The organism is Microcoleus sp. D2_18a_B4 (assembly GCF_036702475.1).
Taxonomy (GTDB): Bacteria; Cyanobacteriota; Cyanobacteriia; order Cyanobacteriales; family Microcoleaceae; genus Microcoleus.
This window is the reverse complement of the sequence record NZ_JAUBTL010000063.1, coordinates 1-15,402: the sequence shown is the minus strand read 5'-3', so window position 1 is coordinate 15,402 and position 15,402 is coordinate 1. Positions and strand designations below refer to the sequence as shown.

General features: G+C 47.4%; 8 protein-coding genes. 4 read left to right on the top strand and 4 right to left on the bottom strand.

What is annotated here, in order from left to right:
- Positions 1-24 precede the first annotated feature (24 nt).
- Complete coding sequence (locus QUB04_RS26970; protein ID WP_333289173.1) at positions 25-1,191, bottom strand: pentapeptide repeat-containing protein; 1,167 nt, start codon at positions 1,189-1,191, stop codon at positions 25-27.
- Positions 1,192-1,348: 157 nt separating this feature from the next.
- On the opposite strand from QUB04_RS26970, the gene QUB04_RS26965 reads away from it, so the two are divergent.
- Positions 1,349-1,948 carry an IS607 family transposase gene (locus QUB04_RS26965; protein WP_333289171.1) on the top strand — a complete coding sequence of 200 codons (600 nt, stop codon included), beginning with the start codon at positions 1,349-1,351 and terminating at the stop codon, positions 1,946-1,948.
- A 382-nt stretch (positions 1,949-2,330) separates the two neighbouring features.
- On the opposite strand, the gene gatB is transcribed toward QUB04_RS26965, so the two are convergent.
- Positions 2,331-3,833 (bottom strand): Asp-tRNA(Asn)/Glu-tRNA(Gln) amidotransferase subunit GatB, encoded by a 1,503-nt coding sequence (gene gatB, locus QUB04_RS26960; protein WP_333289169.1) that lies wholly within the window; start codon positions 3,831-3,833, stop codon positions 2,331-2,333.
- 546 nt (positions 3,834-4,379) lie between these two features.
- On the opposite strand from gatB, the gene QUB04_RS26955 reads away from it, so the two are divergent.
- From QUB04_RS26955 to QUB04_RS26945, 3 genes are all read left to right on the top strand, one after another.
- Positions 4,380-7,655: a PAS domain S-box protein gene (locus QUB04_RS26955; protein ID WP_333289167.1), complete on the top strand. Its 3,276-nt coding sequence runs from the start codon at positions 4,380-4,382 to the stop codon at positions 7,653-7,655.
- Between the two features lie 361 nt (positions 7,656-8,016).
- Positions 8,017-11,226, top strand: coding sequence for an EAL domain-containing protein (locus tag QUB04_RS26950; protein WP_333289166.1), 3,210 nt, complete (start codon positions 8,017-8,019; stop codon positions 11,224-11,226).
- 557 nt (positions 11,227-11,783) lie between these two features.
- Complete coding sequence (locus QUB04_RS26945) at positions 11,784-13,373, top strand: glycoside hydrolase family 57 protein (protein WP_333036521.1); 1,590 nt, start codon at positions 11,784-11,786, stop codon at positions 13,371-13,373.
- A gap of 170 nt (positions 13,374-13,543) precedes the next feature.
- On the opposite strand, the gene QUB04_RS26940 is transcribed toward QUB04_RS26945, so the two are convergent.
- Positions 13,544-14,221 carry a PEP-CTERM sorting domain-containing protein gene (locus QUB04_RS26940; protein WP_333289164.1) on the bottom strand — a complete coding sequence of 226 codons (678 nt, stop codon included), beginning with the start codon at positions 14,219-14,221 and terminating at the stop codon, positions 13,544-13,546.
- Between the two features lie 70 nt (positions 14,222-14,291).
- Positions 14,292-15,317 carry a site-2 protease family protein gene (locus QUB04_RS26935; protein ID WP_333289162.1) on the bottom strand — a complete coding sequence of 342 codons (1,026 nt, stop codon included), beginning with the start codon at positions 15,315-15,317 and terminating at the stop codon, positions 14,292-14,294.
- Positions 15,318-15,402 lie beyond the last annotated feature (85 nt).

The window sequence follows — 15,402 nt, the reverse complement described above, 5'->3', positions numbered from 1 at the left end:
CTACAATTACTAACATTCCCCATTCTACTCAAAAATCCCGCCTCGTGCCCTCAACTCAGTTTTCACCGCTTCCGAAATCCCCAAACAACCAGCAAACTTCGTATTTTTCACCACCGTATTTTTCAAATCAGCGCGGCTCAAATCAGCACCGTTTAAAATCGCACCACTCAAATTAACACCACTTAAATCAGCATTTTTGAAATCAGTATTTGTCAAATTTGCATTTACTAAAATCGCATTCGGTAAATAAGCACTGCTCAAATTAGCGTCGGTTAAATTTGCACCGCTCAAATTTGCCCTCGGCAGCTTTGTCCGCAAATCAGCACCGCTCAAATTGGCGCTGCTGAGTTCAGCATCCCGCAAATTAGCATTGCACAAATTAGCATCAATTAAAATAGCAGCGCTCAGCAAAGCACCACTGAGATCTGCCAAAGTCAAATCTGCGCCTCGGAGGTTGGTTTCGCGCAAATCCGCACCGTTAAAATCAGCGTAGTGCAAGTCAAAACCGCTTAAATTAGCCCCAGCAAAATCCTCAATCGGATTCAAACCCACTGTTTCTGCAAGTTGTACAAAACTCTTATTTTTATCAATTAAAAACAGTTCCCGGACGATCGCCAATTGCTGCTGTCGGTACTCGTCGGCCTTCTCGTAATCTGCTAAATACTTGTAAGCAACCTTCAAATTCTTGAGAGCATTGCGCTCAATGCGATCGTCCTTGCTGGTGCGCGCGATCGACAACTGCTGGTGATAGCATTCGATCGCACCAGGCAAATCTCCCTTAGCATCGTAAGCTAGGGCCAAATTGCCCAAAGTTTCCAACTCAGAGCGCGCGTCGCCAGTATCCCGCGCGATCGCCAAACGCTGTTGCTGGTAATCAATAGCACCAGAAAAATCCTCCAGAGCACAACAAGCATTGCCCAGATTTCCCAAAGCATTTGCCTCACCCCGGCGATCGCCAATTTCCCGCGCTAACACCAAATGTTGCTGGTAGCAGTCGATCGCCTGAGCATAATTTCCCAGCGCTTCGTAAGCTACGCCCATATTACCCAGCGCCGCACCCGATCGGCGCTTATCGTCCATTGAGCGATACAGCCCCAGCGCTTCCTGCCAAGAATCCAGCGCCGCCTCAAATTGGCGCGCCTGATATTGCGAAATCCCCTGCTTGATTAGCTCGCTAGCTTGTTCGCTCATACTGTCAAAATTAGTTAATAGCTAAAGTTGATATTAATCGACTCAAAGCGGTAATTGCTAATCGGTAATCAGTAATCGGGAATCGGTATTGTAAAACTTCATTAAGCTTATAAGCAATAGTAAGCAATAACTGTAATATGTAGTCAGGAGGTGAAAAATGAAACTACCTGACTACGCCAAAGCAATAGGCATAAGTTACACAACTGCGTGGCGGTGGTGGAAGGCAAATAAACTACCCCATCCAGCGCGACAAACAGAAAGTGGTCTAATCATCGTGGATTACGTGCCACAAACATCATCCACCGAGGTCAAGAAGAATCGAGTCGCTATTTATAGCAGAGTTTCTTCCTCCGAAAACAAAGAAAACCTTAACCGCCAATCAGAGCGGCTTACTGAATACGCAATTGCTAACGGTTATCAAATCGTTAGAAATGTAAAAGAAATCGGCAGCGGATTGAACGATCACAGAAAGCAGTTGGAAACACTGCTACAGCAGAATGACTACGATATTCTGTTGGTTGAACACAAAGACCGCTTGGGTCGATTTGGTACAAATTACTTAGGCGTATTACTTCTTCGGTTAGGAGTCAAATTGGAAATAGTTAATCTAGCCGATAACGGGAAAGATGAGTTGATGCAAGACTTAGTAGCGATAATTACAAGCTTTGCTGCACGGCTTTACGGGCAGCGCCGTGCTACTAGAAAGACGGAAAAAATAATCGCTGAGTTGAAAGATGGAGACTCTGAATGCAACTAACAGAGAGACACATCATTAAATCGACCTCTCCCCCATCCGTATTTTCACGTCCGTGCAAAAAAAAAGACAAAAAAAGAGAGAGCTACCTAAGTAACTCCCTCTGCCATCAGGGTGCATCTACATAACACAATATAACACAACCGGGATGAGGGGTGTTACCCCCAAACGTGAAGATGTTGTAAAGAAATGTAGATCAATTATAAAGTTACAATCCCGCGAGAATGGCGAGCTCAGGAAAAACCGATCGCCCGCCGCTGTATCTGCTACACGATCCCCTTAACGCAGGGCTGTTTCATTCTCAGTAGGGGTCGTGCTACCCCTACCCCCTACAAAATTCATGTTTGTGGTGAGAATGAAACAGCCCTGCCCCTTAACGACTTGCTTAGCCTGGGGCGTTAAGCTTCGCCACCAGCAGCTCATTGGTCAATTTGGGATCGGCTCGGCCGCCCGTTTCCTTCATCACCTTGCCGACAAAAAAGCCCAGCAGCTTAGTTTTACCGGCTCGGTACTGTTCGAGCTCCTTGGGATTGGCCGCTAACACGGCATCGATCGCCTGATCGATCGCCCCAGTATCCGAAATTTGAATCAAACCCTTGCTCTCAACGAACTTCTGAGGCGAACCACCGTTTGCCAGCAACTCCGGCAAAATATCCTTAGCGATTTTGCCACTGATCGTACCGGCCTCAATTAACCCCAGCAGTTCAGCTAAATCCTGCGGTTGGAAAGGAATTTCTGCGATCGCCAGCTTTTCATTTTTCAGATAAGCAGTAATATCGCCCATCACCCAATTGGCAGCTTGTTTAGCCACAGCACCGGCGGCGATCGATTTTTCAAAATACTCCGCCACCGCTTTGTCGTCAGTCAGCACCCGCGCGTCGTAGGGAGAAAGACCGAGCTCAGTTTCGTAGCGATTGCGCTTCATTGCCGGCAATTCCGGCAGTTGAGCTTGCCAATCCTGCAATTGCTCGGCTGAAACTTTGATCGGAGGCAAATCCGGTTCCGGGAAATACCGGTAATCGCTTGCACCTTCCTTAACCCGCATACTGAAAGTACACTGCTTGTTTTCATCCCACAGCCGGGTTTCTTGGATGATGGTTTCGCCATTTTCCACCGCTTGAATTTGCCGCTCGATCTCATAATCGATCGCCCGTTCGATCGCATTAAAAGAGTTCATATTTTTAATTTCCACCTTCGTGCCGAACTCTTTTTGGCCAACCGGGCGCACCGAAATATTCACGTCGCACCGGAGCGAACCTTCCTGCATATTCCCGTCGCCAACACCGATGTAGCGCACGATCCGGCGCAATTCTTGACCGTATTCGGCAGCTTCCGCGCCCGATCGCAAATCCGGTTCCGAAACAATTTCGATTAGAGGCACACCGGCGCGGTTGTAATCCACCATTGAATAAGTAGAACCGCTCAACCGATCGCTGCCACCGTGAACCAATTTTCCGGCATCTTCCTCCATGTGTAAGCGAGTGATCCCGATTTTTTTTCTAGTAGAATTTCCCGTCTCATCCACGAGTTCAATTTCTAGCCAACCGTTAGTAGCGATCGGCAAATCGAACTGAGAAATTTGATAATTTTTCGGCAAATCGGGATAGAAATATTGCTTGCGGTCAAACTTACTGTAAGGTGCGATGGAGCAGTTGAGAGCCAGCCCTGCTTTCACCGCATACTCCAGAACTTTTTGATTTAATACTGGCAACACTCCAGGCATTCCCATACAAATTGGGTCAATGTTAGTATTTGGGGTATTGCCAAATTCTGTAGAAGAACTGGAGAAAATTTTAGTATTCGTACTCAATTGACAATGAGTTTCGAGACCGATAATGGCTTCGTACTGAGTTTGGTTTTTTATCGAAGAGGGTGCAGCAGCAGTCATAAGCGATTTAAAAGACTGAATAACTTTAGATTTTATTTTAGCTTTTTATTGACCAAAGTGATTGGAGAGTATTTGTAGGTAGGGGCGGTTTCATTGGTGTCAACAAGCGCGTCAAACCCTTAGTTCGGCAGGTTTAAACCCCTGCCGGACTTTGAGAAAGCGTGTTTAGTTGAGACTACTAAATGGGGATCTGCATACGCAACGCCCTGCTACAGATGGGCGATCGACCCAAGGCCGCAGCCACGCCGAGATCCTTTTGATCGCCCCCAAACAACAACTCTGTGCAAAAATATAGTTAGGGCCAGCTCCTGCCCGCACCCTTCCCTTACCCAGGAGAATTTTAGATCGATCCACCACAATTGCCGATCGATCAGCACCCCAAATCCTTTTACTGGCAGTCTTTAATAACGCCGCCCGCCTCCAACGATCGGCTCCGCGCACAAATTAAAAATTAAAAATGTATAATTTAACAGGAAATTACATATTTTTAATTTTTAAGCTTTAATTTTGAATTGTAAAAGTAACACTTGTCTAAGTGTCAAAAATATGCCTGAAATTCCAGTTGAAAGTGCCACACTGTTTCAGAACAGCATCACTGAGCTAGAGCAGGCGGAATCAGCCCTTGAACTCGCTTGGAACGAACTCGAAAAACAAACAGCCGAAACCATTGCTCACATTGCCAACGCCGGCTCAGCAAATACACAGGAACTCAGCGATCGCTTGGCCGAGGCGAAGCAACTCCGCCAGCAACTTCAAAGTCAAATAAAACAAGCCAACTTGCGGCGGGAATTTCATCTAGAAAACTCACCAATGGCAGTTGTAGAGTGGGACAGGGAATTTCGGGTAGTGCGGTGGTCGCCAATGGCAGAACAAATATTTGGCTGGAGTGCAGCAGAAGTAATCGGCAAATACTGGCACGAATGGTCAATAGTTCATCAAGAAGACTTCGAGCAAGTGTGCGCCGTCACAAATCAACTGTTACACAGCAGAGAACCCCGCAATGTTTGCCACAACCGCAACTATACCAAAGATGGCTCGGTAATTTACTGCGAATGGTACAATTCTGCACTCATCGATGAATCGGGAAGAGTAGTTTCAATTCTCTCTTTTGCCAGAGACATAACCGATTTTCACCGCGCTCAAGAAGAACTGCATCGGCGCGAACAAGCTTTCAGCGCCCTCGCCGAAAATGCGACCGATATTATCGCCCGGTTCGATCGCAAACTACGCCTCCTTTACATCAATCCAGCAGTAGAATCAACAATTGGAAAACCTGCCGCCAAATTGATTGGCAAAACCAACCAAGAATCAGGAATGCCGCCGCACTTGTGCAACCTGTGGGATGAGGCTTTTATGAAAGTTTTGGGTAGCGGCAAACAAGAAACCATAGAATTTGAATTTCCCACTCCCGATGGCATAAAACATTACCACTGTCGAGTCATTCCCGAGTTTGCTGAAGACAATTCAGTAGAAACAGTTTTATCCATCGCCCGCGACATCACAGAACTAAAACAAGTCGAAGATCAGTTGCGGCAAAGCGAATCCAAATTTAAAGCCATAGTTGATTCTAACATGATCGGCTTAATTTTTTGGGATCTTAACGGCAGCATTACAGATGCCAATGCCGCGTTTTTAAACACCGTCAACTATACGCGGGACGATCTGCTTTCAGGAAGAATTAACTGGCAAGAAATGACACCGCCCGAATACGTGCGTTTAGATACAGAAAAAGTTGCTGAACTGAAGGCGAGAAATACGGTTGTTCCCTTTGAAAAAGAATTTATACGCTCCGATGGTAGCCGGGTTCCGGTGCTGCTGGGCAGCACTTTTTTAGAAGGAACGCAACAGTTAGGCGTTAGTTTTGTGCTGGACTTAAGCGAGCGCAAGCAGGCAGAATTGGAACTGCAAAAACATCAACAACTTTTAGAGAGTATCCTGACAACTATCCCCAATTTTCTTTACATTTACGATGCAGTAGAAAACAGAAATATTTATGCAAATGAATCTGTCACAGCCATACTCGGCTACACTGCCAAAGAATGGCAAGATTTGGGTATAGATGCTGTCGCTAACTTAGTTCATCCCGATGATCTGTTAAAACTAATTACTGGTATGGAGCGCCTAAAACACAGCAGCAATCCCTATGAAACGGATGACAGAGACTACAGAATCAAACACAAAAATGGGGAATGGCGCTGGGTGCACGATCGCTCTACAATCTTCAAAAGAACCCCCGACGGAAAAATGAGGCAAATTATCGGTTCCGTACTCGACATCAGCGATCGCAAACAAGCAGAAGAATCATTAAAACAGCAAAAAGAACTGCTGCAAACTATCTTCGACAACGTGCCGATTATGCTCGCCTTCTTAGACAAAAACGGTGAAGTAAACTGGGTAAACCGCCACTGGGAACAAGTGCTCGGCTGGAGTTTGGCAGAAATCAAAAACCGCGATATCTTGACCGAATTTTATCCGCAGCCAGAATACCGTCAATACGTTTTGGGTGAAATGCAAGCAGCAACTCCGAACTGGAGCGACTTCAAAACACAAGTTAGAGACGGGCGAATTATCGACACTTCTTGGGCAAATGTTCACCTTTCCGACGGCAGTTGTATCGGCATTGGTCAAGATATCACCGAACGCAAACGAGTAGAAGCTGAACTCAAAGAACTTAACGAAACTTTAGAAGCTCAAGTTGCCCAGCGTACCGCAGAATTAGAAACTTTTTTCGATGCTTTGCCGGACTACATTTATGTTGTAGAACGGGACAATATGCGCTTGTCTTTTGTCAACCATCCCCTTGCCGAATTTTCTGGCTTCTACAGCAGGCAGCAGATGCAAGGCAAAACTATTTTTGAGTGCTATCCCAGCGAACTCACAGAACGCTTTTGCCGGGAAAATTTGCACGTCTTTGAATCAGGCAAAACTCTGCATTACGAGGAAAAATTTGTAAGACCGGGTGGCAATGCTTACTTCGACACGTTTAAAATTCCGCTGAGAAATCTCAACGGCGAGGTTTATGCTTTAATTGGGACTGCTCGCGATATCACTGAGTTGGTAGAGACAAAACAAGCTTTGTCAGAACGCACAGAGCAATTAGAAGCTGCCAATCAAGAATTAGAATCTTTTTCTTACTCAGTTTCCCACGATTTGCGCGCACCTTTGCGACACATTTCAGGTTTTGTGGATGCCTTGAAGCAGCGGCTAGAATTAACTGAGGCTTTGAGCGATCGCAAAATAGTTCACTATATGGAAGTAATTGAAGACAGCAGCCAAAAAATGAGCCTGTTGATTGACGGTTTGCTCGCCCTGTCGCGGGTGACTCGCACCGAGTTGAGGCAAATTCCGATCGATCTGAGCCGTTTGGTACAAAATGCGATTAAATTAACTAAACCCCCAACCGTCGCAGATCCGGCCCAAACTCCCCACAGCGTTGAATTTGTCGTCGGAGATTTGCCGACAGTAATGGGAGATCCAACATTGCTGCAACAGGTGTTCAGCAACTTGATTAGCAACGCCGTCAAGTTCAGCCGCGGACGTACTCCGGCTACAATAGTTATTGAGGGTCTACCTGATGGGACGATTTTTGTCAAGGATAACGGGGTGGGTTTTCCGATGGAATATGCCGATCGCCTGTTTGGAGCCTTTCAGAGGCTGCACTCCCAGAGAGAATTTGAAGGTACCGGCATCGGTTTGGCGATCGTCCAGCGGATTATTCACCGCCACGGCGGCACGGTTTGGGCCGAAAGCCTACCTAGTCAAGGAGCCACCTTTTACTTTAAACTAGGGCAAACAATCTCAAACGGTAGTATAGATTCGTAAGTTAAGTGTATAAGAGTTTTAAATTCAAAATTTAAAACTCTTATACACTTAAATAAGTCACAATCGGTGAGAGAATCAGAATTTTGGTATGACAGGAGTGTTCACTGTCAGGGATGGAAGCGAAAGATATAGGCTGGGCTGTGCAAGATGCTCGTACTCCTAAAAAACGCTATTTTAAAAATTGGGATGCTCCCCAATCGGTTCTGTCAGCCCTCGACGGTCAGTGCTAAATAAAGGTTTTGAGAGTAGAGTATATAATTGATTTTGCTAAAAATATAGAGATGAAATTAACAACCAAATTCTGTCTAAAAAAATCCTAGCAACAACACGAATAACCAATTGAAAACATCCCCAATCCCTTATGTTAGATATAAATGAGACCAACTATCTACTAAAAATGGTAGCGGAATCAACATTAAAATTGTTGATTATCGAAGACATGGCAGAAGATATGGAATTAATAGTGCTCGCCTTAGAATCGGGGGGGGTAAATTTTAAGTGCGACACGGCAGAAACAGCAACAGAGTGCAGAAAACTGCTCGAAAATTGCCAGTACGATGCTGTACTCTCAGATTACCGCCTCCCCGGCTTCAACGGTTTAGAAGTGTTGAAATTAATGCAGGAATTAGGGCAAGACATACCCTTGATTTTAGTAACGGGAAGTTTGGGAGAAGAAGCGGCAGTTGAGTGCCTCAAAGCCGGAATGACCGATTACGTATTAAAAGGGCGACTGTTTAGGTTGCCAACAGTCTTAGAACGATCGCTCCAAGAATACAAAATGCGACGCCAGCAACAAGAAGCGATCGCCCAAATTCAGCGGCAAGCTCAGCGAGAAGCGATCGTCAACCGCATCCTCCAAGCCATGCGCTTCAGCCTTGTACTCGACGAAGTGCTGCAAACCACCGCAGATCAACTGCACGAAGCTCTAGACATCAGCGCCTGCGCCATCTTGCAGCCAGATGCTGAAGGCGGCATCAGAGTTCGCTACATCAGCAAAGCATCCGACAGAGAAGGGTTTGTCGGGCTAAATTGCAAAGTGGCCGAGCACTACAGATCGGGGCTCGCGGCCGGGGAAACGCTGATTATCGACGAGTTATCGACCCTGTGCCCGTCCCTGCAAGAATCAGCAGGGTTGGTAGGGTTTCGCTCCGTCGCGATCGCCCCACTGCTCTACCAGCAGTCATTTTTGGGAGGAATTAGCCTCTATCAGTGCGATCGGGCCCGCTCTTGGAGCGTCGAAGAACTGTCGCTACTCAAAGCCATAGCCGATCAGTGCGCGATCGCGATCCACCAAGCCGAACTCTACCAACAAGCCCAAACCGAACTCGCAGAACGCAAGCGCGCCGAAGCAGCAGTCTGCGGCATCCAGCAGCAGCTAGCCACAATGGCAGCCAACATTCCCGGCTCAGTCTACCGCACCGTGCTGCATCCAGATGGCACAATGTCCATGCCCTACATCAGTCCGGGCGTGCGCGAAGTTACTGGGTTCGGGGCCGAAGAAGTGATTTCGCACCCGGAACTCTTGACCGAAATCATCCATCCAGACGACAAAAGCTCGTGTGACAGCAGTGTAGCAGCATCGAGAGCGAGTCTTTTGCCGTGCGATCGCCAGTACCGCATCGTTCTGAGATCCGGGGAGGTCAAGTGGGTGCAAGACAGCGCTAAATTTTCCAAAAACGAAAACGGCGACGTAATTATAGACGGAGTAGCCCTCGACATCAGCGATCGCAAACAAGCAGAATCAGCCCTGCGCCAAAGCGAACAGCGATTTCGCTCGCTGATTGAAAACGCCACAGACATCACGATCATTCTCGACGCCCAAGGAATCTTCCGCTACATCAGCCCTTCCGTCAAGCGAATTTTAGGATACGCGCCCCACCAGGCGATCGGCCGCAGCGCCTTAGAAATAGTTCACCCCGACGACTGCGCCACGATCACCGAAACCCTCCACAAAGCCATTGAAAACCCCAAAAGAAGCCAGTGCCCAGTTGAGTACCGAGTCCGCCACCGCAACGGTTCCTGGTGTTATGTAGAAGCTGTAGCCACCAACTTGCTGTACGATCCCGCAGTCGAAGGAATCGTGATTAACTGTCACGACATCACTCAGCGCAAACTCGCCGAAGAACAACTGCTGCACGATGCTTTTCACGACGCCCTCACCGGATTGCCCAACCGATCGCTATTTACCGATCGGCTCGAACACGCTCTGAGGCTGGCAAAACGGCGCAAAGACTACTTGTTTGCCGTACTGTTTCTCGATTTAGATAGATTTAAAGTAGTCAACGATTCCCTCGGCCACTCGATCGGCGATCAATTGCTAGTATCGATCGCGCGGCGTCTGGAAGCGTGTCTGAGGCCCGGAGATACAGTGGCCCGCCTCGGAGGAGACGAGTTTGTGCTGTTGCTAGAAGACATCGAGGGCATCAATGAAGCTACCACCATTGTCAACCGCCTGCAAAAGAAAATCACCTCCCCTCTCCTTCTAGACGGACACGAAGTATTTATCACCGCCAGCATCGGCATAGCTTTGAGTTCTGGCGAATACCTGGAACCGACAACCCTGCTGCGCGACGCCGACACAGCAATGTACCGCGCCAAAGAACTCGGCAGAGCCCGACACGAAGTTTTCAACAGTTCCATGCACGCCCACGCTTTGCGGCTGTTGCAGCTAGAAAACGACCTGCGGCGGGCGATCGAATCAATTAGAGACCCGGCCAGAGAAGAAGACTTTCCCCCATCCCCCGAATCAGCCTTACCCCCCTTATCCGCAGCGCCCCAGTTTATTATTCACTACCAGCCGATCGTGTCGATCGCCAATAACACAATTACCGGTTTTGAGGCCCTAGTGCGCTGGCAGCATCCAGAACGCGGCTTAGTTTCCCCCGGTGAATTCATCACCATTGCCGAAGAAACCGGCTTGATCGTACCCCTCGGCCGCTGGGTACTCCGCACAGCTTGCCACCAAATCCGCCAGTGGCAGCAGCTATTTCCCAGCAACCCCCCCTTAAGCGTTAGCGTCAACATTTCTGTCAAACAGTTTTCTCAGCCCGACTTAATTGAATACATCGACCAAGTTCTTCAAGAAACTAACCTCGACGGCAGCAGTTTAAAACTAGAAATTACCGAAAGCGTACTCATAGAAAATTCCGAATCAGTAACAGCAATGCTGGTGCAGCTCAGAACCCGAAACATACACTTGTGCATTGACGACTTCGGCACCGGCTATTCCTCGCTCTCCTACCTGCACCGCTTCCCCACCAATACCTTAAAAATAGACCGCTCTTTTGTTAGCAGGATGGGAGGTGAGTTCGATTTCAGTAAAGGAGGGATTGACCCGACAGAAATTGTGCGGTCGATCGTTACTTTGTCTCACAATTTAGGCATGGATGTAGTAGCCGAAGGAGTCGAAGAAGCCTCGCAACTATCTATACTAAAAGGGTTAAAATGTGAGTACGCCCAGGGATTCTTTTTCTCAAAGGCAGTAGACTCTCAAACAGCAGCAGCCCTAATCCGACAGCAAGCAGAAAATCAGAATTTGCTGACATTTAGTTTGTTAGAGAAAGGTCATTAAAAAAACACGGCATTTTGTGAGTCCCGTTTCAGCATAAAATCTTAAAATATTTTAAAGCTGTCCCTAAATGGCGTCAGTTAATAACTACGGCATCCAAATCACTGTCAACGACCCAAGTCTCAAGACACGCTTGCTTCGGGCCTAAGACTTAAACCCGAGTTGACCAGATGCGTACCTGCGTACTACGTTAACGGTAAGAGTTAAAAAGCTACCAGGGAATGCGAAGCTAGTTCCTTGCCAAGCGAAATTTAGGATTAAATAGACTTATTGGGTTAAATCAGTGTCCTAAATATAGTATCGGCCCTTAACTAAGGCGCAAGCTAACATTACCCCTCTTATAGGGGCTCCTGATGGAGCGAACATTATGCGATCGCGGGTTGCCAGGTTGGAAGTGGTAATTGTCCCACTGAAAGTACATTATAAAAGTACATTATAAAAGTACACTCCCATCTAGCAATCCTCGTGTAATGGCAAGATTCACGGCGGTTGAAACCGCCTAGCCGTTTCCCTCTCAGGTCTAAAGACGCTGAGTTTCCCACTTACGGAATTTTTTTTTTATGACTATTGGCTACCTCGCCCTCGTTCTCCACGCCCACTTGCCTTTTGTCCGCCACCCGGAAAGCGACTACGTTTTAGAAGAAGAATGGCTGTTTGAGGCGATCGCGGAAACCTACATTCCCCTGCTGCAAGTCTTTGAAGGGCTCAAGCGCGACGGCATCGACTTTAAAATTACCATGAGCATGACGCCGCCCTTGGTTGCCATGCTGCGCGACCCCTTGCTGCAAGACCGCTTCGACGACCACTTGGCTAAACTCGAAGAATTAGCGGATCTCGAAATCGAACACAACAGCGGAAACGGTCACCTCCGCTATTTAGCAGAACATTACGCCGCCCATTTCTCTCAAGTTCGCAACTTTTGGGAAAAGTACGATCGAGATTTAGTCAAAGCCTTCAAAGAACACCAAGATACCAACAACCTCGAAATCATCACCTGTGGTGCCACCCACGGCTACCTACCGTTGATGAAAATGTACCCCGAAGCAGTTTGGGCACAAATTCAAGTAGCTTGCGACAACTACGAAGCAAACTTCGGCCGCCGACCAAAAGGCATTTGGCTGCCCGAATGCGCCTACTATGAAGGCTTAGAGCGGATGTTAGCCGACGCCGGCCTCCGCTACTTTCTCACAGACGGTCACGGCATCCTCTACGCCCGCCCGCGTCCCCGCTACGGCAGCTACGCCCCAATTTTCACCGAATGCGGAGTAGCAGCCTTCGGCCGGGATCACGAATCATCGCAGCAGGTTTGGTCTTCCGAAGTCGGCTATCCAGGGGCCGCCGAATACCGCGAATTCTACAAAGATTTGGGCTGGGAAGCTGACTACGATTACATTAAGCCCTACATCATGCCCAACGGCCAGCGGAAAAATACCGGGATTAAATATCACAAAATCACCGGTCGCGGATTGGGTTTAGGCGATAAACAGTTGTACGATCCGTACTGGGCAAGGGAAAAAGCAGCCGAACACGCCAGCAATTTTGCTTTCAACCGGGAACGCCAAGTCGAACACCTCAACGGCATTATGCAGCGTCCGCCGATTATTGTTTCACCTTACGACGCCGAACTTTTCGGTCACTGGTGGTACGAAGGGCCTTGGTTCTTAGATTACCTGTTCCGCAAGAGTTGGTATGACCAAAATACCTACGAGATGACGCACTTAGCCGATTATTTGCGGGGAAATCCGACTCAGCAAGTGTGCCGCCCGTCTCAGTCTAGCTGGGGTTTCCGGGGTTTCCACGAATATTGGCTCAACGATACCAATGCTTGGATTTACCCGCACTTGCACAAAGCTGCGGAACGGATGATTGAGTTGGGAAGTATGGAACCTGCGGATGAATTGCAGTGGCGGGCTTTGAACCAGGCGGCGCGGGAAGTGCTGCTAGCTCAATCTTCTGACTGGGCATTTATCATGCGTACAGGAACGATGGTGCCCTATGCAGTGCGCCGGACTCGATCGCACTTAATGCGCTTTCACAAGCTTTACGATGAAGTGAAAGAAGGGAAAGTTGATTCGGGTTGGTTGGAGAAAGTTGAGGAGATTGATAATATTTTCCCTGAAATTAACTATCGCGTTTATCGATCGCTTTAACGTAAAGTTACTCGTTCCCAGGCTGTGCTCATGTACTCGTTCCCAGGCTCTGCCTGGGGACGCATTCCCGGAGGCTCTGCCTCCTCTTTTTCTCCCCAATCGACGACGCAGAGCCTCTGGATATCGGTTCCCAGGCAGAGCCTAGGAACCAGTTAATCTCCTAATTAGTATTACACCTTTTTTGCCGCTTTTCTCTTCCACCACAAACCCATTCCCGCAGCCACAAACGTACCAACAGCAGTCATCGGTTCCGGTACAGGTTCATACTCATAAATTGCACTAACTGTAGTGTTAGCCACAACCTTACCCCCAAAACTACCTCTAGCCGGACTCCCCAGAATTTGAGTCAAACCAGTTGTCGCCACGCCTGCAGTAAAAGTATCACCATCGCAGCCAGTTAAAGCACTTAAAAACTGCGGCAAATCATAACTCTTCGACACAGTACCAGAAGCCGAACCGCTAACACTTCCCGTACCGCCACTAGCAATCCTCGTTTCCGGCGGACTGGCTAACACACTTAAAGTCAAATTAGGGTCAACTTTTAACAGCGGAATATTCACAGCAATACTTGCATTAATCGCCGCCGTCCCCATAAAATCTCCAGTCAAAGGAGTAATGCTAACACTGTTATTAACAGTAGATTTAACTGTAACATAAGCCCTTAATAGCGTTCCTAACAGCGAATTAAATTTAGGCAAAACCACATTAGTGTTACTATTTAGTGGCTGGGAACCCAGATCCACAGTATAAGTTTGCGTGAGAGTAGCAGCTTGTACAGAAAAACATTGACTGACAACTGCAAAACTCAAACTTCCGCCAACAATTCCCAACTTTTGATAAACATTCATTTCGATAAACCCCTAAAATAATCAATTTGCATTTCGTGCCACGGGTATCCCGCCTGTGATTAATCTGCGATTAAAAACTCCAAACCTGCATAACCCAATTACCCAGCAAGGATGCTAAATAACTCAAAACCAAAACAGTATAAAGTATACTCAAAGGCGCGTAAGCCGCCAAAACCCATCGCGTTTCTGCTGCTTCCTCAATCTCCTCCCTCCGCAACAAGTCCACATAAAAATCAAACGACCTTTGTCGCAGATTGTTAATGCCAGTTCCAGCTACTAACAAATAATAACCGTCAAATCTATTCAACGGATTCAAATTAATTGCAACTGTCAGCAAGGCGGCTACCATCAACAAATAACTAATTTGATGCCAAACCGGATTTGACTGAGAGAACAGCCACATCCAAACAGCAAATGCCCAAATTGTTACTTGAATTAATACTCCGGCGCCTACTACTAAAACCCGCTGTTTCCGCCTGACTAAACTGTATTGATCGGTTGTATCTGTGTAACATCCAGGGATGAGGCACATGAACAACAATCCAATTTCTTTAACTATGCCACCGTAGTGTTTGAGCGTGAAAGCATGACCTAGTTCGTGCAAAGCTATTACCAGCATTGTCAGCAATACAAATTTGAAAATAGTCTCATTTTTTCCGGCTATCCACAACTGCTGATGTGAGGCTGCGACTTCCGCAGAGGAAGCCAACCACACTGCTACGGATGAAGAGATGAAAGCGCACAGCAAAAAGCCAAATTCCCACGTCCACATCCAGCGTAATTTGTCGATGTGCTGCGATAGCCAAACATCGGGATTGACTAGGGGAATTGTGAACGATAGCAGGTTAAATTTGGCTTTCGGTGGCTTGGTTCCTTCTAGCATTCCTGCTTGTGCTAAGTCTCTCAAGAGATTTTGCACATATTCTAAATCGAGGTCGTATTCAGCGAGAATATTAGTTATTGGCTGTTGGCTTAATTGTAAAATTACCTGTTTGTCCAAGTCGTCTACTTGAATACAGGTAATGTCTTCGGGATTGCGAAGTATCCAATGACCGTCGGGATGAGGTATCCACTGCACCGCTGATTTGAGTTGCATGGTTTGGCAGAAGGAAGAAGGAAGAAGGAAGAAGGAAGAAGGAAGAAGGAAGAAGGAAGAAGGAAGAAGGAAGAAGGAAGAAGGA